Annotated in this window: 17 protein-coding genes and 1 riboswitch; of the genes, 14 read left to right on the top strand and 3 right to left on the bottom strand. The window is 73.3% G+C overall.

Annotated features, from left to right (window positions below):
• Nucleotides 1-4 precede the first annotated feature (4 nt).
• On the bottom strand, nt 5-556 hold the full coding sequence (locus MUK52_RS19160; RefSeq protein ID WP_114057842.1) for a YwqJ-related putative deaminase: 552 nt from the start codon (nt 554-556) through the stop codon (nt 5-7).
• A 239-nt stretch (nt 557-795) separates the two neighbouring features.
• On the opposite strand from MUK52_RS19160, the gene MUK52_RS19165 reads away from it, so the two are divergent.
• The 3 genes from MUK52_RS19165 to MUK52_RS19175 all read left to right on the top strand — a co-directional run bounded on the left by MUK52_RS19165 (nt 796) and on the right by MUK52_RS19175 (nt 5397).
• Nucleotides 796-1791: an SMI1/KNR4 family protein gene (locus MUK52_RS19165; protein WP_114057841.1), complete on the top strand. Its 996-nt coding sequence runs from the start codon at nt 796-798 to the stop codon at nt 1789-1791.
• Nucleotides 1792-1798: 7 nt separating this feature from the next.
• Nucleotides 1799-4381, top strand: a complete 2583-nt coding sequence (locus MUK52_RS19170; RefSeq protein ID WP_284578519.1) for an SUKH-4 family immunity protein — start codon at nt 1799-1801, stop codon at nt 4379-4381.
• Nucleotides 4382-4515: 134 nt separating this feature from the next.
• On the top strand, nt 4516-5397 hold the full coding sequence (locus MUK52_RS19175; protein ID WP_114057840.1) for a coiled-coil domain-containing protein: 882 nt from the start codon (nt 4516-4518) through the stop codon (nt 5395-5397).
• Nucleotides 5398-5584: 187 nt separating this feature from the next.
• On the opposite strand, the gene MUK52_RS19180 is transcribed toward MUK52_RS19175, so the two are convergent.
• Nucleotides 5585-6469 carry a hypothetical protein gene (locus tag MUK52_RS19180; RefSeq protein WP_284578523.1) on the bottom strand — a complete coding sequence of 295 codons (885 nt, stop codon included), beginning with the start codon at nt 6467-6469 and terminating at the stop codon, nt 5585-5587.
• A 46-nt stretch (nt 6470-6515) separates the two neighbouring features.
• Nucleotides 6516-8054, bottom strand: coding sequence for an MFS transporter (locus MUK52_RS19185; RefSeq protein WP_502963584.1), 1539 nt, complete (start codon nt 8052-8054; stop codon nt 6516-6518).
• 309 nt (nt 8055-8363) lie between these two features.
• Here MUK52_RS19185 and MUK52_RS19190 point away from each other — a divergent pair, with 309 nt between their 5' ends.
• The 11 genes from MUK52_RS19190 (at nt 8364) to eno (ending at nt 25019) form a co-directional block, all read left to right on the top strand.
• The gene (locus MUK52_RS19190; protein WP_428985462.1) at nt 8364-9140 is read left to right on the top strand and encodes an ABC transporter ATP-binding protein; all 777 of its coding nucleotides are present in this window, start codon (nt 8364-8366) and stop codon (nt 9138-9140) included.
• Nucleotides 9141-9196: 56 nt separating this feature from the next.
• Complete coding sequence (locus tag MUK52_RS19195; RefSeq protein WP_284581732.1) at nt 9197-11722, top strand: ABC transporter permease; 2526 nt, start codon at nt 9197-9199, stop codon at nt 11720-11722.
• 207 nt (nt 11723-11929) lie between these two features.
• On the top strand, nt 11930-15460 hold the full coding sequence (gene mfd / locus MUK52_RS19200) for a transcription-repair coupling factor (RefSeq protein ID WP_114057838.1): 3531 nt from the start codon (nt 11930-11932) through the stop codon (nt 15458-15460).
• A 327-nt stretch (nt 15461-15787) separates the two neighbouring features.
• Nucleotides 15788-16408, top strand: a complete 621-nt coding sequence (locus tag MUK52_RS19205; RefSeq protein ID WP_114057837.1) for a hypothetical protein — start codon at nt 15788-15790, stop codon at nt 16406-16408.
• Entirely contained in the window at nt 16405-17904 is a 1500-nt protein-coding gene (locus MUK52_RS19210) for a protein kinase domain-containing protein (protein WP_284578528.1), read from the top strand. The genes MUK52_RS19205 and MUK52_RS19210 overlap by 4 nt, the downstream gene beginning before the upstream one ends.
• Before the next feature lie 155 nt (nt 17905-18059).
• Entirely contained in the window at nt 18060-18686 is a 627-nt protein-coding gene (locus tag MUK52_RS19215; protein ID WP_114057836.1) for a SurA N-terminal domain-containing protein, read from the top strand.
• 55 nt (nt 18687-18741) lie between these two features.
• Nucleotides 18742-19806: a nucleoside triphosphate pyrophosphohydrolase gene (locus MUK52_RS19220; protein ID WP_284578530.1), complete on the top strand. Its 1065-nt coding sequence runs from the start codon at nt 18742-18744 to the stop codon at nt 19804-19806.
• Between the two features lie 51 nt (nt 19807-19857).
• Nucleotides 19858-21132, top strand: coding sequence for a cytochrome P450 family protein (locus tag MUK52_RS19225; RefSeq protein ID WP_114057834.1), 1275 nt, complete (start codon nt 19858-19860; stop codon nt 21130-21132).
• 102 nt (nt 21133-21234) lie between these two features.
• Entirely contained in the window at nt 21235-22293 is a 1059-nt protein-coding gene (locus MUK52_RS19230; protein ID WP_284578533.1) for a LysM peptidoglycan-binding domain-containing protein, read from the top strand.
• Nucleotides 22294-22576: 283 nt separating this feature from the next.
• Nucleotides 22577-22743, top strand: a riboswitch (cyclic di-AMP (ydaO/yuaA leader).
• Nucleotides 22744-22745: 2 nt separating this feature from the next.
• Nucleotides 22746-23456 carry a LysM peptidoglycan-binding domain-containing protein gene (locus MUK52_RS19235; RefSeq protein ID WP_114057832.1) on the top strand — a complete coding sequence of 237 codons (711 nt, stop codon included), beginning with the start codon at nt 22746-22748 and terminating at the stop codon, nt 23454-23456.
• A 282-nt stretch (nt 23457-23738) separates the two neighbouring features.
• Nucleotides 23739-25019: a phosphopyruvate hydratase gene (gene eno, locus MUK52_RS19240; protein WP_114058957.1), complete on the top strand. Its 1281-nt coding sequence runs from the start codon at nt 23739-23741 to the stop codon at nt 25017-25019.
• Nucleotides 25020-25048 lie beyond the last annotated feature (29 nt).

The following is a 25048-nucleotide window of genomic DNA, read 5'->3' on the forward strand; positions in this document are numbered from 1 at the left end:
TGGTTCAGGCCTTTTCTGAGGCGGGGGTGAGGTCGACGTGGCGGACGCCGAAGTGGGTGAGGAGGGCTTCGCAGGAGCGGCAGGGGGGTGCGTAGGTGCCGTGGAGGGGGTCGCCGGCCTCGCGGATGCGGCGTGCGGTGATCTTGGAGTTCTTGAGGGAGCGGCGGGCCTCGTTCGCGGTGAGGGGTTTGCGGGAGGCGCGTTTGCTTCGGGTGTTTTCGGTGGTGGTGAGGTGGCGGGAGAGGAGGATGGCTTCGGGGCAGCGGCCGGTGAAGCGTTCGCGCTGGCTGCTGGTGAGGGTGTCGAGGTAGTCCTGGACGAGCGGGTGGAGTGCGGGCGGCTGGTCGGCTTTGCCGGCGGTGCTGGTGAGGATTTCGCCGCGGACGGAGAGGGCTGCGGCGACGGTGGGCAGGATGCCGTCGCGGCGGAAGCGCGGTACGGGTACTGCGGTGTGGTCGGCGGTGCTCCAGCGCAGGCGGGGGTCTCCGGTGGCTCCGGGGCCGGTCTCCGCAGTGGCTTGTGTGCGGGCGGCTGTGCGTGCCGCTGTGTTCTGCATGGTGCGTCTTCCCTCCCGTGGCTGCGGTGGTGGCCGCTGGTGCGCACGCCCCCGTGCTTGCGGGACAGCCTGTCAAATGTTGTCCGGGGTGTGGAACCTGGGTCGAATATTCGTATCAATTCGGATGTTTGCGGTCATGGTGGGGGTGGGTGGGACGGACCGGGTCGGGGGCGGGGGCCGGTCTTGCCTCACCGCATAGGCTGTGGGGAACCAGCCAGATCCAGCAGGGGGCTACTGCCATGACGACAGGTCGGCTCGGCGAGCAGGCCGCGCCACCCAACGCCGCGTATTCGGGGCAGGTCGTGCACTTCCCGGACCCGGTCCGGGCTGCTCGGCATCCCCTGGGCGTGCGGATGGGTGCGCAGGGACATCCGGATTTCTCGCCGTATGCGCGTGCGGCGGTGGAGATCGCCGAGCCTCCGGAGGGGTTCGGTGTGGATGAGCTGCGGTTGACGGACTATGTGTCGGCGAATGCGGCGATGCGGGCTGCCGGGCATCCCCTGTGGGACACGGTCGGGCCGGTGGCGACGCCGCACGGCTGGACGTGGCACCACGTGGCGGGGACGCGGCGTATGGAGTTGGTGCCGGTCGAGGTGAAGGCGCTGCTGCGGCACCATGCCGGTCTGGCGACGGCTCCTGTGGACCACGGGAAGCGGGGTACGCGTCCGCTTCAGGAGGTGCGCCCGGTGCACCTGGCGCTGCCGAAGGCTGCGGTGTCGGTGGGTGAGGAGCAGGTGCAGGGGGTCGAGGAGGACCTCGGCTACCGGCTGCCGGAGGCCTATCGGGCGTTCCTGAAGGCTGCGGGCGGGTGTGCGCCGGTCGGTGCGGGTCTGGACGTGGACCTGGGTGTGCTGGTCGACCAGCCGTTCTTCACGGTGCGTGAGGAGGCTGCCGTCAATGACCTGGTGTACGTGAACAAGTGCCTGCGGGACCATCTGACGAAGGACTACCTGTGTGTGGCGTTCGCGCAGGGTGGTCTGCTGGCGGTGAAGGTCAGGGGCGAGGGCATCGGCTCGGTGTGGTTCTCCCCGTACGACGACGGGCGCGACCGGGACGGTTGGTCGGTGCAGGAGCGTGTGGAGCGGCTGTTGCTGCCGTGCGGTGCGGATTTCGATGCCTTTCTCGAGAAGTTGGCGGGAAATCCCCCTGAGTTGGAGACGGTGGCCGGTCTGATGGTGGACGGCGGATTCGCGCGTTCGGTTCCGGTGCCGGGTGGCGCACCGGTGGAAGGGTGACGGCGCGGTGGTGACGTTTGCGCAGGCGCAGGAGCGCGCCGAGGAGTGGATCAACGGGGGCGTGCCGCCGTACCAGCATCGGGAGGTGCGGGTGCGGGAGTTCGGGCTCGGCTTCGTGGTGTGGGCTGAGGATCGTGCGGGCGGGCCGGTGGCCGGTGGTGGTCGGCAGCGGTTGGTGATTGCGCGGGACAGCGGCGAGGTGACGTTGTGGCCGGGGCTGCCGGTGGGTGAGGTCATCCGCCGGTACGAGGAGGAGTACGGGGTTGCGGCGGTGCCGGCGGCGGAGCCGTCGGTGCCGGCACCGCGGATCGACTCGGAGCAGACGTCGTTCATGCTGAGTCCTCCGGAGTGGCTGCAGGAGGCTGCGGACCGGGCGGGGATTCCGCCGGCTGCGGCTGCGGCTGGGGCGTCTGCTGAGGCTGGGGCGTCTGATCCGGTTGCGGAGCCTGCTTCTGCTTCTGCTTCTGCTTCGGCTGAGGCTCCGCCCGGTTCTGGCGATGGTCTTGCCGGTGCGTCTTCGGGTGCGGGTGTCGTCGCCTCCGGGGACGGGGCTGTCCCGGCTGCGGCCGCCGAGGTGTCGGAGCCGGTGCCGCTGCGGCGCGAGGTGCCGTACGAGCCGACCGCCGAGGGCGGGGTGCCCGTCGGGGCCACGCCGTGGGCGGGTACGGATGTGACGCCGGGTGCGGATGACGCCTCGGTGCCGCTGCCTGCGACCGTGTTCGCGCCGCCGCTGTCCGGGTCGGACCTGGACGATGCGGGGGCGGCGCCGTCGGAGTCCTCGGAGGCCCGGACGCAGCTCATGCCCGCGGGCAGTGCGCTGCCGAGGACTGCGATCGCGCCCGCGCTTGATCTGGGCGGGGCGCCGCCCGTGCCGTCGGCTGCGCCCGCTGCGCCGCCCGGGTCGCCGGAGGCGCTGGCGCAGGAGCCCACCGGCAAGGCGCCCGTCGGGCCGCCCGCGCCCCCTTCCGCTCCCGGTGTGCCGGGGGCTGGTGCGGGGCAGCCGCCTGCGCCTCCGGGTCCGCCCGGGGCTCCGGGGTCGATGGGGCGCGGGCTGGACCATGCCGCGACGATGCTGGCCGGGCCTGCTGTGGTGGGTGGGCCGCCTGTGCCTCCGGGGCCGCCGCCTGCGCCGGGTGCTCCTGGTGTGCCGGGGGCTGGTGCGGGGCAGCCGCCTGCGCCTCCGGGTCCGCCCGGGGCTCCGGGGTCGATGGGGCGCGGGCTGGACCATGCCGCGACGATGCTGGCCGGGCCTGCTGTGGTGGGTGGGCCGCCTGTGCCTCCGGGGCCGCCGCCTGCGCCGGGTGCTCCTGGTGTGCCGGGGGCTGGTGCGGGGCAGCCGCCTGCGCCTCCGGGTCCGCCGGGTGCTCCGGGGTCGCTGGGGCGTGGGTTGGATCATGCTGCGACGATGCTGGCCGGGCCTGCTGTGGTGGGTGGGCCGCCTGTGCCTCCCGGGCCGCCGCCCGCGCCGGGTGCGCAGCCGCCCGCGCCGCCCGCCGCTCCCGGTGGGCCGGGTACGCCCCCCGGCGGCGTCGAGCACGCCGCGACGATGCTGGCGGGGCCCGCCGTGGTGGCCGGCCCCTCCGCGCCGCCGCCCGCGCCCGCCGCCACGGGCACGCCCACGGTGGGCCCCGGCTACCAGGCCGTGCTCCGCTACCGCGGCAACGACGGCTCCGAGCAGCAGATCATCCGCCGCTCCGCGCCCGGCACCCCGCACCCCGAGTGGCAGATCCTGCACGAGCTGCGCGCCATGAACGTGCCGCCGCAGCAGGTGCTGGAACTCCACACCGAGCTGGAGTCCTGCGAGCTGCCCGGCGGCTACTGCGCCCGGATGATCCGCGAGACCTGGCCGCAGGTGCGGATCACCAGTGTCGCCCCGTACGGGAAGGACCACGCCGGGCGCCAGGCCGGCATGCGCCACCTGCTGACCCACCAGGGCGAACTGCACCAGGTGGCCGACGGTCCGGCGCGCCCCGCCCCCGTGCGGGCACCGCTGCCGCAGGTGCCGCTCCAGCCGGCGATCCCGCTCGACGCGATCGGTGCGGAGCTTGCCGGAGCGTTCGGGCCGCAGGGTGTGTTCCGCTTCGACCAGCGGGCGGTGTCCCGGCAGGGTGTGCCCGACATCGTCGCGCAGACGCTGATGTGGGCCGGCCTGCCGACGGACTTCGGGCCGTTCTTCTGGGCGCAGGCCGTTCCCGGGCAGCCGGTGCCGACCCTGGCCGAGCTGGCGGTGCAGCGGCAGGTGCAGCCCGCGTCGGACGCGGGCTCGTACCTGGTCATCGGCAGCGACTTCGGGAAGGCGCTGTGCGTGCAGTACGGGACGGCGCACATCGTCGCGGTGCCCGTCGAGGGCGGGCCGGGCGGGGCGCCCGTGCCGCCGCAGTTCGTGAACTCCAGCCTGCCGCAGTTCGCGCGGTCGATCGCCATGCTGGGGCACATGTGGCGGCTGCGGCAGCATCTGACGCCCGAACAGGCGGGGCGCTGGACCGTCGATTTCCAGGCGAATCTGGCCGGCCTGGACAGTGCCGCGCTGACCTCGCCGGAGAGCTGGTGGTCGGTGCTGCTGGAGCAGATGTGGGACGGACTGCTCTGATCGGATGATCACTGGTGTGGCCGGGCCGGGACCCTTGTCGGGGTCCCGGCCCGGCCATTCGGGCTTCAGGGGGCCCATGGCGCATGCTTGACAGCAATCCCCGCGAGAGAGGCGCTTCCAGGATGGCTGCACGCATGTCACCTCACGGACAGGGTTTCGCGACCGTACGCCGCGGCTACCGCACGGACCAGGTGGACCGCTGTCTCGCGCGGCTCTCCGGCAGCCGGGACGAGGCCTGGGAGCGGGTGGCGCGGCTGACCGTGCTCGCCAAGCAGATGGAAGGGGAGGCGGAGCGGCTGCGGGAGGTCGTCGCAGCGCTGCCGCCGCAGACGTACGACGAGCTGAGCGAGCGGGCCCGGCGGATCCTCGCGCTCGCCTTGGAGGAGGCCGAATCGCTGCGGGCCGACGCGCGGGCCGACGCCGCCGATGCGCTGGCCGCGGCCGATGCGCATGCCGAACGGGTTGCCGAGCTGGCGCGGCAGGATGCGCAGGCCGTGCGGGAGCAGACCGAGGTGCGGGCCCGGCAGGGGCTGCTCGCCGCCGAGCGGGAGGCGGATGCGCTGCGTGCCGCGGCCCGGGAGGATGCGGCCGGGTGGCGGGACCAGGCGGAGGCTGTGCTCGCGCAGACGCGGCGGCGGGCGCACGAGCTGCTTGCCGAGCAGGAGCAGGAGCAGGCCGAGCGGTGGGAGGCTGCCGAACGGGCCCTCGCCGTACGGGAGAACGGGCTTGACGACCGGCTTGCCGAGCTGGAGCGGCATGTCGAGGGGCGGCTTGCCGAGGCGCGGCGGGGGCTCGCCGAGGCGGAGGAGGCTGCCCGGCACGGGCAGGAGGACGCGGAGGCACAGGCCGCCGAGCTGCTGGCGCAGGCGCGTGTGCGGGAGGAGCGGATCGGGCGGGAGACCGAGCGGATCCTGCGGGAGCATGCGGAGGCCGAGGACGAGATGCGGGCGCACATGAGTCATGTGCGGGCGAGTCTGGCGGCGTTGACGGGGCGGCCGGCGCCGGCGGAGGGCTGAGGCCGGCTGGTGCTTGCGGGGCTCTGCCCCCGCGCCCCCGCGCCTCAAGCGCCGGCGGGGCTGGTGGGCGGGGGCTTCGGGTGGGGCCGGTGCCGGGGCGGGGCGGGGTGCCGTCCGGGGTAGGCATGATTTATGGCCCCTTGGCGGGAGTTGTGTGGGGTGCGGAGTTTGGGCCACACATCACGTTTTACACCCCGGACGGCACCCCGCCCCGCCCCCGTCGCCGGCCGGGCCGAGCCCCCGGGGGTGTGAGTTCGTCCGCCGGTGTGTCCGGGGTCGGTGTGTGGGTGTACGGGTCGCTGCGGAGGCCGCGGGCTGTGACGACTGCGGTGATGGGGTGGGTGGGGTGGGGGAGGGGTGTGGTCAGGGTGTCGGGGGTGGGGGATGTGGTGGGGACCGGGGTGCCGTTCAGTTCCAGGCGGGCGTCCGGGGTGAAGCCGCCGCCTCGGACCGTGAGGGTGTCCTCCGTGAGGGACACCGCCGTGATGACCGGGTTGGGGCGGGTCGCCAGTTTGTTGAGCAGGTACGCGCCCGCGGGGGCGCCGGTCAGGGCCCAGAGCTGGGGCGGGAGGTCGGGGAGGCCGCCTTGGACATCGGAGAGGAAGGACAGGGCGACGTAGAGCATCGTCACGGCGTTCAGGGCTACGTACTGGAGGTCGACCAGGTCGGTGCGGCCGCTGTCGTTGGCGATGAGCTCGCGGAGCGGGCGGTGGGGTGAGGTGGGGGCCGGTTTCGCGAGGGTGCCGTGCTGGAGGCGGATGCCCACGACGGCCTTGGCGCCGATGAGGGCCGTGTACGGGCCGCCCAGGAGTGGCAGGTAGACCGTGGCGAGGGGCGACAGGGGGCCGGGGTCGGCGTTGAGGTAGCGGGTGCTGTGGCCTGTCGTGAGGGCGTGGGCGAGGACCGCGAGGAGGAGCCAGACCAGGATGACCGTCCAGGCGAGGGCCAGGGCGGTCGAGGTCGAGAGGCGGCCGTCGCGGCCGGTGAGGAAGGCGGGGCTGCGGCGCAGGCGCCGGGTGATCAGGCCCGTCAGCAGTGTTAAGAGTGCCAGGGCCAGGAGTGTGTGTGTCATGTCTCCCCCGTGTGGTTGTCGGACAGGTCTACTCGGGGGGTGGCGGTCATGACAACTGCTGGTCGGGGAGGACCGGGAAGCGGCGCGGGGCCAGGAAGAGGAGGACGGCCAGGGCTGCCACGGCTGCGGCCGTTGCGCCGAGGAAGACGTGGTCCACCGCCGTGGCCACCGCTTGGCGGACGGGTTCGGCCGTTGCTTCGGTGTCCAGGGCCTCCGGGATCGCCTCCAGGGTGTGGCCGCCGGTCAGGTGGGTGGTGAGGGTGGCGTTGGCGACGGCGCCGAAGAGCGCCGCGCCCAGGCTCTGGCCGACCTGGCGGCAGAAGAGGACCGAGGCCGTCGTGGTGCCGCGTTCCGCCCAGCCGACCGTGGACTGGACGCCGACGATCAGGGGGAGTTGGAACAGGCCCAGGGCTGCGCCCAGGGCCAGCATCGCGAGGGCCGGCTGCCAGGGGCTCCCCGGGTAGGGGAGCCGGGTGAACGCGAAGAGGGCCAGGGCGGCGGCCGCCATGCCCAGGGCCGCGGTGTCGCGGAAGCCGATGCGGCGGTAGACGTGCTGGCTCAGGGCCGCGGACAGCGGCCAGCTGAGGGTCATCGCGGACATGACGAGCCCGGCGGTGACCGGGTCGAGGCCGAGGACCGTCTGGGCGTACGTGGGGACGAACGCGGTCGGGGCGACCATCAGGAGGCCGAGGGCGCCCAGGGCGAGGTTCACGGCGGCGATGGTGCGCCGCCGCCACACCCAGCCGGGCAGGATCGGGTCGGCGGCCCGGCGTTCGACCGCGACGACCGCGGCCGCGAGGGCGGCGCCGGCGGCCAGCAGGGCGAGGGACGGCCAGGACAGCCACGGCCAGGCGACACCGCCCTGGACGAGAGCGAAGAGCAGGACGCTGCCGCAGGCGGCGATGGTGAGGGCGCCGGCCCAGTCGACGGGGCCGCGGCCCCCGGGGGCGCGGGCCGGTTCGGAGAGGTGGCGGGCGGCCAGCCAGAGGGCGAGCCCGGCCGGCGGCAGGTTGGCGAGGAAGATCCACCGCCAGTCGGCGTATCCGGCGAGGAGTCCGCCGAGGGCCGGGCCGGCGAGGGCCGAGGCGGCCCACACGGAGGACATGCGGGCCTGGATCCGCGGGCGGTCCTTCAGCGGGTACAGGTCGGCGGCGAGGGTCTGGACGGTGCCCTGCAGGGCGCCGCCGCCCAGGCCCTGCACGATGCGGAACACGATCAGCGAGGCCATGTCCCAGGCGACCCCGCACAGCAGGGAGCCGGCGAGGAACAGGGCGGTGCCGAAGAGGAGGACCGGTTTGCGGCCGAAGGTGTCGGAGAGCCGGCCGTAGACGGGGAGGGTGACGGTGATGGCGAGGAGGTAGCCGGCGAAGAGCCAGGAGAAGACGGAGAAGCCGCCGAGGTCGCCGACGATCTGCGGGACGGCGGTGGCGACCACCGAGGCGTCCAGGGCGACGAGCGCCATGGTGAGCATCAGGGCGGCGACGACGGAGGCCGGGGGGCGCCCCGCGGCAGCGGCCGGGCCGGCGGGTATGTGCCCGGAGGCGGCGTCCCCGGGGTGTCCACCGGTGCTCTCCTGCCTGCCCACCCGGATCCTTTCACCGTGCACGTACTGGCCGGGGGACACCTTCTCACCGCGGCATGCCCGGCGGAACCCCCGTCTCGCGTCCGCCGAAGGGTGCAGATCCCCTAGGGGCTGCTCCTTACAACGGCCCAGGGGCCGTTCGTCCCGGCGGAGGAGGTGGCGCGGCGAGCGGCGTCCTTAACTGGTTCATACGCGGGGTGGGGCTAACCCCCCGGTGGATACGGCGAGGGGCACCAGGGCGCCCGGGCCCCTGTGCGGCCGACACTCGACCGCACAGGCAGACGAACGAGGGGAAGCACCGTGACAACGGCTATGACCGAAACCAGGCACGGGGGTACTGGAGGCCATGAAGCCGTCGCGGCCCGGGCGCGCCAGGTCGTCAAGGCGTACGGCTCGGGTGAGACGCGGGTGGTGGCTCTCGACCATGTCGACGTGGACATCATGCGGGGCCGGTTCACGGCCATCATGGGGCCGTCCGGGTCGGGGAAGTCGACGCTGATGCACTGCCTTGCGGGGCTGGACACCGTGACCAGTGGTGAGATCCACCTGGATGACACCGAGATCACGCGGTTGAAGGACAAGAAGCTGACGCAGCTGCGCCGGGACCGGATCGGGTTCATCTTCCAGGCGTTCAACCTGCTGCCCACGCTGAACGCGCTGGAGAACATCACGCTGCCGATGGACATCGCCGGGCGGAAGCCCGATCGGGAGTGGCTGGAGCGGGTCGTGGAGACGGTGGGGCTGGCGGGGCGGCTGAAGCACCGGCCGACCGAGCTGTCCGGGGGGCAGCAGCAGCGGGTCGCGGTGGCGCGGGCGCTGGCTGCCCGGCCGCAGATCATCTTCGGTGACGAGCCGACCGGGAACCTGGACTCCCGGGCGGGGGCCGAGGTGCTGGGGTTCCTGCGGCGTTCGGTCGACGAGCTCGGCCAGACCATTGTCATGGTCACGCATGATCCGGTGGCCGCGTCGTACGCCGACCGGGTCGTCTTCCTCGCGGACGGGCGGATCGTCGACGAGATGCACGCGCCGAGCGCCGAGCAGGTCCTGGACCGGATGAAGGACTTCGACGCGCGGGGGCGGACCTCGTGAGCGCGGGTGCGGTGCTGAAGACGTCGCGGCGGAACCTCGTCGCGCACAAGGGGCGGATGCTGCTGTCGGCGGTCGCCGTGATGCTGTCCGTGGCGTTCGTCTGCGGGACGCTGGTCTTCACCGACACCATGAACACGACGTTCGACAAGTTGTTCGCCGTGACGGGCGCTGACGTCACGGTCAGTCCGAAGGCGGCGGAGGACGGCGACGACGTGCCGCGCAGCGGCCGGCCCGAGGTGCTTGCGGGGTCCGTGCTGGAGCAGGTGCGCCGGGTCGACGGTGTGACGGACGTGCAGGGCGGGGTGCTCTCGATGTCCGTCACGCTGGTGAACGGGAAGAACGAGAACCTCGGCTCCACCACCGGCGCTCCGACGATCGCCGCCAACTGGTCCGCCGCCGAACTGAGGTCGATGAAGATCACCTCGGGCCGGGCGCCGAGCGGGCCGGGCGAGATGATGGTGGACGCCGACACCGCCCGCAAGCACCGGCTGGAGCTGGGCCAGGAGCTGCGCACCATCACCGTGATCGGTGACGTCCGGGCGCGGATCAGCGGTATCGCCGCGTTCACCGTCACCAACCCCGGTGCGGCCGTCGTCTACTTCGACACGGCGACCGCGCAGGAGAAGCTCCTCGGGGCCCCCGGCGTGTTCACGCACCTGGCGGTGACCGCCGCGGACGGTGTCAGCGACGAGCAGCTGAAGCGGAACGTCGCCGCCGCGGTCGGCGCTGACACGTACAAGCTGCAGACCGCGAAGGAGTCCGCGGACGCCGGGCGCAAGGACGTCGCGTCGTTCCTGAACGTCATGAAGTACGTGATGCTCGGCTTCGCCGGGATCGCCTTCCTGGTCGGCATCTTCCTGATCTTCAACACGTTCTCGATGCTGGTCGCCCAGCGGACCCGCGAGATCGGCCTGATGCGGGCCATCGGCGCCGAGAGCGGGCAGGTTCTGAAGTCCGTGGTCGTCGAGGCGCTGCTGCTCGGGGCCATCGGCTCCGCGCTCGGCATCGGCGCGGGCATCGGGCTGGCCGTCGGGCTCATGGAGCTGATGGGCCAGATGGGCATGAACCTGTCCACCGATGACCTGACGGTGGCGTGGACCACGCCCGTCACCGGTCTCGTCCTCGGTGTGGTCGTGACCGTCGTGTCCGCGTTCGTCCCCGCCCGCCGGGCCGGGAAGGTCTCCCCGATGGCCGCCCTCCGCGACGCCGGCACCCCCGGCGACCGCAAGGCCGGCCGGATCCGGGCCGTGGTCGGGCTCCTCCTCACCGGTGCCGGAGCCGCGGGGCTCGCCGCGGCCGTCGCCGCCGACCGGGCCGCGACCGGCTCGGCCTGGCTGGGACTCGGCGTGGTGTTCACCCTGATCGGGTTCGTCGTCATCGGGCCGCTGCTCGCCGGGATCGTCGTACGGGTGCTGTCCGCGCCGGTGCTGCGGCCGTTCGGGGCCGTGGGGCGGCTCGCCGAGCGGAACGCGCTGCGCAACCCGCGCCGCACCGGTGCCACCGCTGCCGCGCTGATGATCGGGCTGGCACTGGTCGCCTGCCTGTCGGTCGTCGGGTCCTCGATGGTCGCCTCCGCGACCGACGAGCTCGACCGGTCCGTCGGCGCCGACTACATCGTGCAGTCCCCCGCCGGCCAGCCGGTCGTGCCGCAGGCAGAGCAGGCGCTGCGCGCCACCGCGGGCCTCGACCACGTCACCGCCTACCGGGGCGTCCCCGCCAAGGTCACCGCCCCGGACGGCCGCACCGTGGACGAGGAGCTCAGCGTCACCGACCCCTCGTACGCGCAGGACGTGCGGCGCAAGATGACCGCGGGCGAGCACCCGCAGGCCTACGGCGCCGGGGCGATGTCGGTCGGCTCGCTCTACGCCGCCGAGCACGGGGTGAAGGTCGGGGACGAGCTGACCGTCGCGTTCACCGGCGGCAAGACCGCCCGGCTGAAGGTCGCGGCGATCACCTCCGACGACGGCAACCTCGACAAGGGCGTCATGTACGTGTCCACGGCGACCGCCGGGCAGTACGTGCCGGCGGAGAAGATGCCGCGGCCGTTCATGCTGCTGGCCAAGGCCGCGGACGGGAAGGCGGAGCCGGCGTACGCGGCGCTCAAGGCGGCGCTCGCCCCCTATCCGCAGTACCAGGTGCTGAACCAGACCGACTACAAGGAGAACCTGAAGGACCAGGTCGGCCAGCTGCTCAACATGGTCTACGGGCTCCTCGGGCTCGCCATCGTCGTCGCCGTGCTCGGCGTCGTGAACACCCTCGCCCTCTCCGTGGTCGAGCGGACCCGCGAGATCGGCCTGATGCGCGCCATCGGCCTGTCCCGCCGCCAGCTGCGCCGCATGATCCGCCTGGAGTCGGTCGTCATCGCCCTCTTCGGCGCCCTCCTCGGCCTCGGCCTTGGCATGGGCTGGGGGGCCGCCGCCCAGCAGCTGCTGGCGCTGGAGGGGCTGAAGGTGCTGGAGATCCCCTGGCCGACGATCATCGGCGTCTTCGCCGCCTCGGCCTTCGTCGGCCTGTTCGCCGCACTGGTCCCGGCCTTCCGGGCAGGGCGGATGAACGTCCTGGACGCGATCGCCGGCGACTAGCCGGCGGTCGTACGGGGGCGGTGCGGCCCCGGCGGCCCCGGAAAGGGCGCGCCGGGGCCGCGCCGTGTGCGGGGGCGGCGGCGGGCGGGGTGCGGGGTGTGCCGACGGAGGCCGGGGCCGGGGGAGCGGGCGTAGGGTGGAACTCCCGGCCCGCACGCGTGTCGGGCCCCTCGCGCTGCCCTCTACACCGGATGGAAAGCCTCCTTCATGAGCCTGCACGGACTGCTCGACGCCGTCACCCGGGATGCCGCCCTCACCGAGGCGGTCACCGCGGCCGGGGACGGCAACCGGATGCACGTGGACCTCGTCGGCCCGCCCGCCGCACGGCCCCTGGCGATCGCCGCGCTGGCCGCCCGCACCGGGCGGACCGTCCTCGCGGTCACCGCCACCGGCCGGGAGGCCGAGGACCTGGCCGCCGCCCTGCGCTCCTTCCTGCCGTCGGACGAGGTCGCCGAGTTCCCGTCGTGGGAGACGCTGCCGCACGAGCGGCTCTCGCCGCGCAGCGACACCGTCGGCCGCCGCCTGGCCGTCCTGCGCCGGCTCGTCCACCCCAGCAAGGACGACCCGGCGGCCGGGCCTGTCTCGGTCGTGGTCGCACCGATCCGGTCCGTGCTCCAGCCGCAGGTCAAGGGCCTGGCGGACCTGGTGCCCGTCAGTCTGCGGCGGGGCGAGAGCACCGACCTCGGCGACATCGTCGAGGCGCTGGCGGCGGCCGCGTACGCGCGGGTGGAACTGGTGGAGAAGCGCGGCGAGTTCGCCGTCCGCGGCGGCATCCTCGACGTGTTCCCGCCGACCGAGGAACACCCGCTGCGCATCGAGTTCTGGGGCGACGAGGTCGAGGAGGTCCGCTACTTCAAGGTCGCCGACCAGCGGTCCCTGGAGATCGCCGAGCACGGGCTGTGGGCGCCGCCCTGCCGCGAGCTGCTGCTGACGGCCGAGGTCCGCGAGCGGGCCGCGGCCCTGGCCGAGGACCACCCCGAGCTCGGCGAACTCCTCGGGAAGATCGCCGAGGGGATCGCGGTGGAGGGCATGGAGTCCCTCGCGCCGGTCCTCGTCGACGACATGGAGCTCCTCGTCGACGTGCTGCCCGCCGGGTCGATGGCCGTCGTCTGCGACCCGGAGCGGGTCCGCACGCGCGCCGCGGACCTCGTCGCCACCAGCCAGGAGTTCCTGATGGCGTCCTGGGCGGCCACCGCCGGCGGCGGCGAGGCCCCGATCGACGTCGGCGCCGCCTCGCTGCGCGGCATCGCCGACGTCCGCGACCGGGCGCGCGAGCTCGGCATGATGTGGTGGTCCGTCTCGCCGTTCGCCGCCGACGAGGAGCTGTCCGCCGACACCCTCAAGCTGGGCATGCAGGCCGCGGAGGCCTACCGCGGCGACACCGCCCGCGCGCTCGCCGACACCAAGGGCTGGATCGCCGACGGCTGGCGCACCGTCTACCTGACCGAGGGCCACGGACCCGCCGCCCGCACCGTCGAGGTGCTGTCCGGCGAGGGCATCGCGGCCCGCCTGGAGGCCGGGCTCGGCGAGCTGGCGACCGGCCTCGTCCACGTGGCGTGCGGGGCGCTCGCCACCGGCTTCGTCGACCCGGCGCTGCGGCTGGCGGTCCTGACGGAGACGGACCTGACGGGGCAGCGGACGGCCGTGAAGGACCTCGGCCGGATGCCGACGCGGCGCCGCAAGTCCATCGACCCGCTCACCCTGGAGGCGGGCGACTACATCGTCCACGAGCAGCACGGCGTGGGCCGCTACATCGAGATGGTGCAGCGCACCGTGCAGGGCGCCACCCGCGAGTACCTGCTGGTGGAGTACGCGCCCGCCAAGCGGGGCCAGCCCGGCGACCGGCTGTACATCCCGACGGACCAGCTGGAGCAGGTCACCAAGTACGTGGGCGGCGAGGCGCCGACGCTGCACCGGCTCGGCGGCGCCGACTGGACGAAGACGAAGGCCCGCGCGAAGAAGGCGGTCAAGGAGATCGCCGCCGACCTGATCAAGCTGTACAGCGCGCGGATGGCGGCGCCCGGCCACTCCTTCGGCCCGGACACGCCCTGGCAGCGCGAGCTGGAGGACGCGTTCCCGTACGCGGAGACGCCCGACCAGCTGACGACGATCGCCGAGGTCAAGGAGGACATGGAGAAGTCCGTGCCCATGGACCGGCTGGTGTGCGGCGACGTCGGCTACGGCAAGACCGAGATCGCGGTGCGGGCGGCGTTCAAGGCGGTGCAGGACGGCAAGCAGGTCGCCGTGCTCGTCCCGACGACGCTGCTGGTGCAGCAGCACTTCGGCACGTTCTCCGAGCGGTACAGCCAGTTCCCGGTGAACGTGAGGGCGCTGTCGCGGTTCCAGAGCGACACCGAGGCCAAGGCCACCCTGGAGGGCCTGAAGGACGGCTCGGTGGACGTGGTGATCGGCACGCACCGCCTGTTCTCGCAGGAGACGAAGTTCAAGGACCTCGGCCTGGTCATCGTCGACGAGGAGCAGCGGTTCGGCGTCGAGCACAAGGAGCAGCTGAAGAAGCTGCGGGCGAACGTGGACGTGCTGACGATGTCGGCGACGCCGATCCCGCGGACCCTGGAGATGGCGGTGACGGGCATCCGCGAGATGTCGACGATCACCACGCCGCCGGAGGAGCGGCACCCGGTGCTGACGTTCGTCGGCCCGTACGAGGAGAAGCAGATCGGGGCGGCGATCCGGCGGGAGCTGCTGCGCGAGGGGCAGTGCTTCTACATCCACAACCGGGTCGAGTCGATCGACCGGGCGGCGGCCCGGCTGCGGGAGATCGTGCCGGAGGCGCGGATCGCGACGGCGCACGGGCAGATGTCGGAGCAGGCCCTCGAACAGGTCGTCGTGGACTTCTGGGAGAAGAAGTTCGACGTGCTCGTCTCGACGACGATCGTGGAGTCCGGGATCGACATCTCGAACGCCAACACCCTGATCGTGGAGCGCGGCGACAACTTCGGCCTGTCGCAGCTGCACCAGCTGCGCGGCCGGGTCGGGCGCGGCCGGGAGCGGGGGTACGCGTACTTCCTGTACCCGCCGGAGAAGCCGCTGACGGAGACCGCGCACGAGCGGCTCGCGACGATCGCCCAGCACACCGAGATGGGCGCCGGCATGTACGTGGCGATGAAGGACCTGGAGATCCGCGGTGCGGGGAACCTGCTCGGCGGGGAGCAGTCCGGGCACATCGCGGGCGTCGGCTTCGACCTGTACATCCGGATGGTCGGCGAGGCGGTGGCCGACTACCGGGCGGCCGTCGAGGGCGGGGCGGAGGAGGAGCCGCCGCTGGAGGTGAAGATCGAGCTTCCGGTCGACGCGCACGTCCCGCACGACTACGCGCCGGGGGAGCGGCTGCGCCTGCAGGCGTACCGGGCGATCGCCTCGGTGAACTCCGAGGAGGACGTCAAGGCGGTGCGGGAGGAGCTCACCGACCGCTACGGCAAGCTGCCCGAGCCGGTGGAGAACCTGCTGCTGGTGGCGGGGCTGCGGATGCTGGCACGGGCCTGCGGGGTCGGCGACATCACCCTCCAGGGGCCGAACGTGCGGTTCGGGCCGGTGGAGCTGCGGGAGTCGCAGGAGCTGCGGCTGAAGCGGCTCTACCCGGGGTCGGTGCTGAAGCCGGCGGCGTCGCAGGTGCTGGTCCCGCGGCCGAAGACGGCGCGGGTCGGCGGGAAGCCGCTGGTCGGCCGGGAACTGCTGGCCTGGACCGGCGAGTTCCTGACGACGGTCCTGGGCTCCTGACCGGCCGGCCCGCGGCCGGGACCCCTGCTGCGGGTCCCGGCCGCCGCGGCCGTGTCAGGGCTCCACGATGTCCTCGGGGGCGACGGCGGCGGCAACCGCTCTGGAACGGCTGACGGTCATGGTTGTCCCCCCGGGGGTGTGGTCGGTGGGACGAGGCCAGCCCGGTGCCGCCGGCCGGCCGGCGGGCGGTGCGGACCTTCGCCGGGGGCGCGTGGCGGGGGCGTGTGCTGCGAGGCTGCAACGGTTGCGCGCATCCCCTCACTGACGGCCGGAAACGCTGTATACCCTCAGACCAGAACTTGTCGACACGGTCCGTCAGGAGCAGCGATGCACGGCCCCGGCCTCCCGCCGCAGCAGCCCCAGCCCAGTTCCGGGGGTGTGGTGGCGTTGCGCGTGCTGTTCGCCCTGCTGCCCGTCCTCACCTGCGGCTTCCTGGGATGGGCCACGATGCTGCGGCTCGCGGTCGTGACCCGCAAGTCCGCCGACTGGATCCTCCTCGCCGTCAACTTCGCCCTCACCGTCGGCTGGCTCGCGCTGATCGGCGCCGACCCGACGCCCAATACCGACGGCTGGCAGGGCAACACCGGCGCCTTCGGCACGATCCTGACCGGTGTCGCCACCTGCATCTACTTCCTCGTCGCCGACATCCGGCACTACGAGGCCAGGGCCGCGGCCCGCTCCGCCGCCTGGTACCCGCCGCAGCCCGCCGCCCCGTACGCGCCCCCGCAGCAGACGGCCGGGCCGGCGTACGGCTACCCGCAGCCGCACCAGCCGGTGCACCACACGCCGACCCCGGTGCCGCGCCCGGCGCAGCCCGGACCCGGCCCCGCCACCCCGCCGCGCATCGGGCAGGTCCGCGCCGAGCTCGACGAGCTGAGCGAGCTGCTGCGCAAGGAGACCCCGCACCCGAACCGGCCCCCGGCCGACGGTGAGGGCACGGGCCGGTGACGGACGACGGCCGGATCATCGGTGAGCGCTACCGCCTCGCGTCGCTGCTGGGCCAGGGCGGCATGGGCCAGGTGTGGACGGCGTACGACCAGCGCCTGGACCGGCGCGTCGCGGTCAAGCTGCTCCGCCCGGACAAGGTGGCCGGTCCCGGCTCCGTCGCCGAGGAGCTGCGGCGCCGCTTCGTGCGCGAGTGCCGGGTGACGGCGCAGGTGGACCACCCGGGCCTGGTCACGGTCCACGACGCGGGCAGCGACGGCGACGAGCTGTTCCTGGTCATGGGCTACGTCGAGGGCGAGAACCTCGCCGACCACCTGGCCGCGCACGACCCGTACCCGTGGCCGTGGGCGGTGTCGGTGGTCGCGCAGCTGTGCGGGGTGCTGTCCGCGGTGCACGCGGTGCCGATCGTCCACCGCGACCTCAAGCCGCGGAACGTGATGGTCCGCCCGGACGGCACCGTCCTCGTCCTCGACCTCGGCGTCGCCTCGGTGATGGACACCGACACCACCCGCCTCACCAGCACCGGCACGCCGATCGGCAGCCCGGCGTACATGGCCCCCGAGCAGGCGATGGGCGGCGCGGTCGGCCCGTACACCGACCTGTACGCGCTCGGCGTGCTGCTCTACGAACTCCTCAGCGGGAACGTGCCCTTCGCCGGCTCCACCGCGCTCGGCGTGCTCCACCGCCACCTGTACGAGCCCCCGGCGCCCGTGCGCCGGACCCGCCCGGAGATCCCCCACCAGCTGGAGGCCGTACTGCTCCACATGCTGGCCAAGGACCCGCAGGACCGGCCCGCCTCCGCGCAGGCCGTGTACGAGGCCCTGGCGCCGCTGCTGCCCAAGCAGGGCGCGCCGTCGGCGTCCCTGGACCCGAGCCGCCCCTTCCTGCGGCCGCACGCGCCGTGGCCGGACCGGAGCACGGCGATCCCGCCGCAGCCGACGGCCCCGCCGCGGCCGGACATCGGAGCCGCCGTCGACGAGGCGCGCAGCCTGCTCGACCAGGGCCGCCTGACGCAGGCCGTGGACATCCTCGGCGGGATCCTCCCGGCCGCGGCCGCCCAGCACGGCGAGCACTCGCCCGTGGTGCGCTCCCTGCGCAAGCAGTACGCGGCCACGCTGATGGACGACGGCCAGTACCGCCGGGCCCTGCCCGAACTGCGCCGGCTGGCCGACGAGTTCCCCGCGGGCGACCCGCAGTCGCTGCGGTTCCGCTACGACGCCGCGCAGTGCCTGGAGCAGCTCGGCGAGCCGGCGGCGGCGCTGGCGGAGTACCGGTCGCTGCTGCCGCTGTTCGAGAACCACTACGCCAACCCGGACCCGGGGCTGCCGCTTGAGGTGCGGCGGCGGATCGGGCACCTGCTGCTGTCGCTGGGCGACCGGCCCGCCGCGCACGACACCCTGGCCCGGCTGCTGTTCGACGCGGACCGCGTGCACGGCCCCGGGCACCCCTTCTCCGCGGAGGTCCGGCGGACCCTGGAGTGGCTGACCCGGGTCCGCTGACCGTGTGCCGCCCGGCCGGGGGCGGCGGGGGCGTACCCGCGACACCAGGGGACTCGTTGGTCGAACGGGTGGCCCGGACCACCCCGACTGCATACCATCGATCACCGCACGGCCTTTGTGCACCGACGCACAATCTCCCGGCCCTGGAGGCTCCTTTGCACCGTCGCACAGCGCTCTCCGTCTCCGCCGCCCTGCTCGTCGCGGCCCCCCTGCTGTCCGCCTGCTCGGGCGGGGCCCGGCCCGGGACCGCGGCCGTCGTCGGCGGCGAGCGGATCACGACCTCCGCACTCCAGGCCCAGGTGGTCGCCGTCCGCGACGCCCAGAACCGGGCCGAGGGCAGCGCCGCCCAGCTGATCCAGTCCTCGCCGGGCCTGGAGCGGGTCAAGCTCAACAAGATGATCCAGACCGCCGTCCTGGAGCGCGCCGCGAAGGACGCGGGGGTGACGGTCTCCCCGCGGGAGGTCGGCGAGTTCCGCCAGGCACAGCTGGAGAAGGCCGGCAGCAGCGAGCGGCTGGAGGCCTCCGCGCTGGAGCAGGCGCAGCTGGCGCCCGCACAGCTGGAGGCGGACGCCCGCTTCAAGCTGCTGCGCGACAAGCTCTTCGAGCACTACGGCAGCCAGGACAAGGCGCTGGAGCGGCTCGCGGCCGCCGCGAAGGAGCTGCACATCAAGGTGAACCCGCGCTACGGCGTGTGGGACGCCCAGCAGATCGTCCTCGGCGACCAGGCCACCCCCTGGATCACCCAGCGGACCCGGCCCGAGCAGCCCGCCGCGGGCGCCTGACCCGGCCCCCGGGGGCCCGCCGCCGCGGTCCGGCGCAGGGCGGTAGGTTCGAAGGGTGAACTCCCACTCCGCCGAACCCGCCGCCGCCCCCGCCGCCCCCGACACCGGGCGGATCGTCCTGCTGACCGTCAGCCACCGGGTCGCGCCCGGACTGCTGTCCTGGCCGGCCTGGCAGGCGCTGCGCACCGCGGACGAGGTGCTGTGCGCCGCCGCGGACCACCCGCAGCTGCCGTACCTGCGCGAGGCCGGCGTCGAGGTCGGCTTCGCCGTGCCGGACGCGCAGGAGCTGGTCGATGCCTGCGTCGGCGGGCGCACGGTCGTGGTCATCCCCGGCGGGGAGGGCGACCGGCGGCTGACCGACGGGCTGGCCCGGCTCGCCGGGTCCGGCCGGGTCGCGATGCCGGAGCTGGAGCTGCTGCCCGGCTCCTACGACCTGCCCGGGGCGCGGCTCCTCGACCTCGTCCAGGTGATGGACCGGGTCCGCCGCGAGTGCCCGTGGACCTCCCGGCAGACCCATCAGGGGCTGGTGAAGTACGCCATCGAGGAGTCGTACGAGCTGGTCGAGGCGATCGAGGAGGGCAGCCGGCAGGAGCTGCGCGAGGAGCTCGGCGACGTCCTGCTCCAGGTGGTCTTCCACGCGCGGATCGCCGAGGAGCACCCCGAGGAGCCGTTCTCCGTGGACGACGTGGCGGGCACCCTCGTCGAGAAGCTGGTCCACCGCCACCCGCACGTCTTCGGCGACGCCGAGGCGGAGACCGCGGAGGACGTCGGCGCGCACTGGCAGCGCACCAAGGCGGTGGAGAAGCGGCGCGAGTCGGTCACGGACGGGATCCCGCTCGGCCAGCCCGGCCTGGCGCTCGCGGCGAAGCTCGCCGGGCGGGCGCGGGCGGGCGGGGTGGCCGTCGCCCTGCCGGCTGGCGAGGGCGTCGGGTACGAGCTGCTGCGGCTCGCGGCGCGCGCCGAGGCGGAGGGCACCGACCCGGAGACGGCCCTGCGGGCGGCGGCCCGCGCCTACCGCGACGCGATCCGCGCCGCGGAGGGCCTCGACGCCGCCCCCGGCCGGGACACCGGCGCCGACGGGGCGGACGGGGCCGACGGGGCGGGCGGGGCCGCGGAGTAAGGGGAGCGGCAGCGGCGGGCGGGGGCCTGCGCGCGGGTTACGGTCGGGGGCGTGCACGAGCCGACCTCCGCAGCCTCCGAAGAACCCGCTCCCGCGCAGGGCCCCACCCTGTTCGACTGGGAGTTCGCCACCGACCCGTACCCGGCGTACGCCTGGCTGCGGGAGCACTCCCCGGTGCACCGCACGCGGCTGCCGAGCGGGGTGGAGGCGTGGCTGGTGACCCGGTACGCCGACGCCCGCCAGGCCTTGGCCGACCAGCGGCTGAGCAAGAACCCGGAGCACCACGCGGAGCCGGCGCACGCCAAGGGCAAGACCGGGATCCCGGGGGAGCGCAAGGCCGAGCTGATGACGCACCTGCTCAACATCGACCCGCCGGACCACACGCGGCTGCGGCGGCTGGTGTCGAAGGCGTTCACGCCGCGCAGGGTGGCGGAGTTCGCGCCGCGGGTGCAGGAGCTGACCGACCATCTGATCGACGCGTTCGCGGGCCGCGGCGAGGCGGACCTGATCCACGAGTTCGCCTTCCCGCTCCCCATCTACGCCATCTGCGAGATGCTCGGCGTCCCGCGGGAGGACCAGGACGACTTCCGGGACTGGGCCGGGATGATGATCCGGCACGGCGGCGGGCCGCGGGGCGGGGTGGCCCGTTCCGTGAAGCAGATGCGGGCCTATCTCGGCGAACTCATCCACCGCAAAAGGGATGACCTCGGCAATGACCTCATCTCCGACCTGATCCGGGCGAGCGACCACGGCGACCACCTGACGGAGGCCGAGGCCACCGCGATGGCGTTCATCCTCCTCTTCGCGGGCTTCGAGACCACCGTCAACCTCATCGGCAACGGCGTCCACTCCCTCTTCATGAACCCGGGCGAGCGGGCCCGCCTCCAGGCCTCCCTCGCCGCCGGCGAGCGGGACCTGTTGGAGACCGGCGTCGAGGAACTGCTCCGCTACGACGGGCCGGTGGAGCTGGCGACCTGGCGGTTCGCCACCCGGCCGCTGGTCCTCGGCGGGCAGGAGATCGCGGTCGGCGACCCCGTGCTGGTCGTCCTGGCCGCGGCCGACCGGGACCCGGCGCGGTTCGCCGAACCGGACACCCTGGACCTCTCGCGGAGCGACAACCAGCACCTGGGGTACGGGCACGGGATCCACTACTGCCTGGGCGCGCCGCTCGCCCGGCTGGAGGGTCAGACGGCGCTTGCGACTTTGCTGACGCGTCTGCCCGATCTGGAACTGGCAGTTCCGCCTGCGGACCTGAGATGGCGGGGCGGACTGATCATGCGTGGCCTGCGCACCCTTCCCGTCCGCTTCACACCCCGAAACATCTGAAGGGTTTCTGATGGTAAATCAATTTCTTGCTCAACTTGTGACAATCGTTCGAAGGCCGCTAGGTTCTGCCGTTACCACGCCGTTATGCGAAAGGTGCATCACATGCGTTCCGGGAACGGCCGCCACAGACGCCCCCGCCAGGTACCCGCCATCGTCGTCACCGCCGGAGTCACCGGCTCCGCGCTGGCCATGCCGCTGCTCGCCGCCACCGGCGCGAGTGCGGCCGAAGCCGCGACGTGGGACAAAGTCGCCGAATGCGAGAGCGGCGGGACGTGGAGCGCCAACACGGGCAACGGCTCCTACGGCGGCCTGGCGTTCACGCAGGAGCAGTGGAAGAACGCCGGCGGCCTGGAGTTCGCCGAGCGCCCCGACCTCGCCAGCCGCTCCCAGCAGATCGCGGTCGCCGAGCGCGTGCTCGCCGCCAGCGGCGCCCAGGCCTGGGCGCAGTGCGCGGCCGCGGCCGGGCTGACCCAGGACGGCCCCGCCGCGGACGTGGACCCGGGCTCCGCGGGCAGCCACCGGGCCGTCGGCCCCTCCCCGGTCCGCCCGGACGACCAGGTCCCCGTCGCGGACGGCCACCGGCCCACCGACTACGGCGCGCCGACCCCCGCCCCGGCGACCCCGCCCCCCGGGCCGCTCGCCCCCTCCGTCGGACTGCCCGTCATGCCCGACCCGGACGGTGCGACGCCGTCGCCGACGCTCCCGCCGGTGTTCCCGGGCGACCCCACGGTCACCCCGGGCCCCGTGAACCCCGCCGACCCCGCGGTCCCCACGCCGAGCCCCACCGCCCCGGGCACCCCGCTGCCGGGCGACACCGCCGGGACGCCCGCGGCGCCCGGTGCGCCCTCCGGGTCCCCCGAATCCGCCGCCCCGGGCTCCCCTGCGGCGCCCGCCGACCCGTCGGCCTCGCCGGCCCCGGGCGCCTCCACCGACCCGGCGGACGTCTCCGCCGCCACGGCGGCCACCGGGAAGCACCGCGGCGCCCCCGCCGCCGAGGAGCCGGCGCCCTCGTACACGGTGAAGGAGGGCGACAGCCTGGCCGCCATCGCGGACGCCGCCGGCGTCAAGGGCGGCTGGAGCGCGCTGTACCAGGCCAACGAGCAGGTCATCGGCTCGGACGCCGACCTCATCAAGCCCGGCCAGAACCTGGAAATAGGTTAAGAACAACGGCATTTCGGACACCCGGAAAGTGTTGAATGTCCGGTTCGTTCAAATGAGACATGCGTCTCTTCCGGTCAACTGGCGTGTCCTGTCCGTGACCTTGGGTGAAAACCGCCCTCACCTGCGCAAATGCCCCTCGGGGGAGCGCAAGTAGGGCCCTCCCTCCCCGGATTTCCCTCGTTGAACTTCGGGGAGGGACCTGTCTACCTTCTGAATCGCCCGCCACCGCGGGCCCCTTCGACCGCATCGCCGAGTCCTGCCGGCGGACGGGGGGAACAACACGTCGCGTCAAGCGCCGAAGGCAGGAGCGGGGGAACCAAGGTAGGTGCCGCGAAAGGCCGTCGAAGACGGTCCGGACCGGCTTGGGGTGAAGACGCGCCACGTGCGCGACCGGGCAACTCATCCGCCCGAACCCGACAGCTCACCTCGCAGGCGTCGGTGAGGAGAACTCCATGCTGCTTTCGGGCAAGGGCAAGCACCGCCGCGCCACCGCCATCGAGCGGACCACCCGCATCGTCACGCTCGCCGGCGTCGCCGGCGTCGCGGTCGCGGCCCCCCTGATGACCGCCGGCACCGCCTCCGCCGCCACCGCGTCCGAGTGGGACCGCGTGGCCCAGTGCGAGTCCGGCGGCAACTGGTCCATCAACACCGGCAACGGCTACTACGGCGGCCTCCAGTTCTCCGCCTCCACGTGGGCCGGCTTCGGCGGCAAGGCGTACGCCGCGCAGGCCAACCAGGCCACCAAGGCGCAGCAGATAGCCATCGCCGAGAAGGTCCTGAAGGTCCAGGGCAAGGGCGCCTGGCCGCACTGCGGCAAGGGCCTGTCCAACTCCTCGTACACCGGCGGCGGGTCGACCACCAACACGACCCCCAAGCAGACGCCGAAGACCGAGACCAAGAAGACGCAGCCGCAGAAGACCGAGGTCAAGAAGCAGACCCAGCGCGCGCAGACGCCCGCCCCCACCACGCGCTCCGAGCGCGCCGAGGCCCCCGTCGTCAAGACCGGCAACGGCTCGTACGAGGTGAAGTCCGGCGACACCCTCGGCACCATCGCCGACGCCCAGGGCGTCAAGGGCGGCTGGGAGAAGCTCTTCGAGCTCAACAAGGACATCGTCTCCGACGCCGACCTGATCTTCCCCGGCCAGAAGCTGAAGCTCGCCTGAACTCCGCGCGAACCCTCACCCGAGGGCTCCCGCAACACCTGATCCCCACCGCCCGGCGCGTACCCCCCCTCGCGCCGGGCGGTGGCGTGCCCGCCCCCGTACGCCGCCGTCAGCAGGGGGCGTATGTCCGGGAAGCGGGGTATTCGGGCCCTTTTTCGTCCCACGACCCGGGCGGTCGGCGGGCCGACCCCCCGGCTGCGGTTAGGCTCTAGGCGGCAGGGCCGGTCCTTCGGTCCGACACGCCACCGCACACCCAGCGTCACATCCCAGAAGGAGATGCTCGTGCCGTCCATCGACGTCGTCGTAGCCCGGGAAATCCTGGACTCCCGAGGCAACCCCACGGTCGAGGTCGAGGTGGGCCTCGACGACGGCAGCACCGGCCGTGCTGCCGTTCCGTCCGGCGCCTCCACCGGTGCCTTCGAGGCCATCGAGCTCCGCGACGGCGACCCGAACCGCTACATGGGCAAGGGCGTCGAGAAGGCCGTCCTCGCGGTCATCGAGCAGATCGGCCCCGAGCTCGTCGGCTACGACGCCACCGAGCAGCGCCTGATCGACCAGGCCATGTTCGACCTGGACGCCACCGACAACAAGGGCTCGCTGGGCGCCAACGCCATCCTCGGCGTCTCCCTCGCCGTCGCGCACGCCGCGTCAGAGGCCTCCGACCTCCCGCTGTTCCGCTACCTCGGCGGCCCGAACGCGCACCTGCTGCCCGTTCCGATGATGAACATCCTGAACGGCGGCTCGCACGCCGACTCGAACGTGGACATCCAGGAGTTCATGATCGCGCCGATCGGCGCCGAGTCCTTCTCCGAGGCCCTGCGCTGGGGCACCGAGGTCTACCACACCCTCAAGAAGGTCCTGAAGGACAAGGGCCTCTCCACCGGCCTGGGCGACGAGGGCGGCTTCGCCCCCAACCTCGGCTCCAACCGCGAGGCCCTCGACCTCATCCTCGAAGCGGTCAAGCAGGCCGGCTACACCCCCGGCGAGCAGATCGCCCTCGCGCTCGACGTCGCCGCGTCCGAGTTCTACAAGGACGGCAAGTACCACTTCGAGGGCCAGGCCCGCTCGGCCGCCGAGATGACGGACTACTACGCGGAGCTCGTCGAGGCGTACCCGCTCGTCTCGATCGAGGACCCGCTGTTCGAGGACGACTGGGCCGGCTGGAAGACCATCACCGAGAAGCTCGGCGCCAAGGTCCAGCTCGTCGGCGACGACCTGTTCGTCACCAACCCCGAGCGCCTCGCCCGCGGCATCGAGGAGGGCACCGCCAACGCCCTCCTCGTCAAGGTCAACCAGATCGGCTCGCTGACCGAGACCCTCGACGCCGTCGAGCTCGCCCAGCGCAACGGCTTCAAGTGCATGATGTCCCACCGCTCCGGCGAGACCGAGGACGTCACCATCGCCGACCTCGCCGTCGCCACCAACTGCGGCCAGATCAAGACCGGCGCCCCGGCCCGCTCCGAGCGCGTCGCCAAGTACAACCAGCTGCTGCGCATCGAGGAGATCCTCGACGACGCCGCCGTGTACGCCGGCCGCAGCGCGTTCCCCCGCTTCAAGGGCTGAACCGCCTCCGGGCCGTGACCCGAGGGTCC

The organism is Streptomyces sp. 2P-4 (assembly GCF_030167965.1).
GTDB classification, from domain to species: Bacteria; Actinomycetota; Actinomycetes; order Streptomycetales; family Streptomycetaceae; genus Streptomyces; species Streptomyces globosus_A.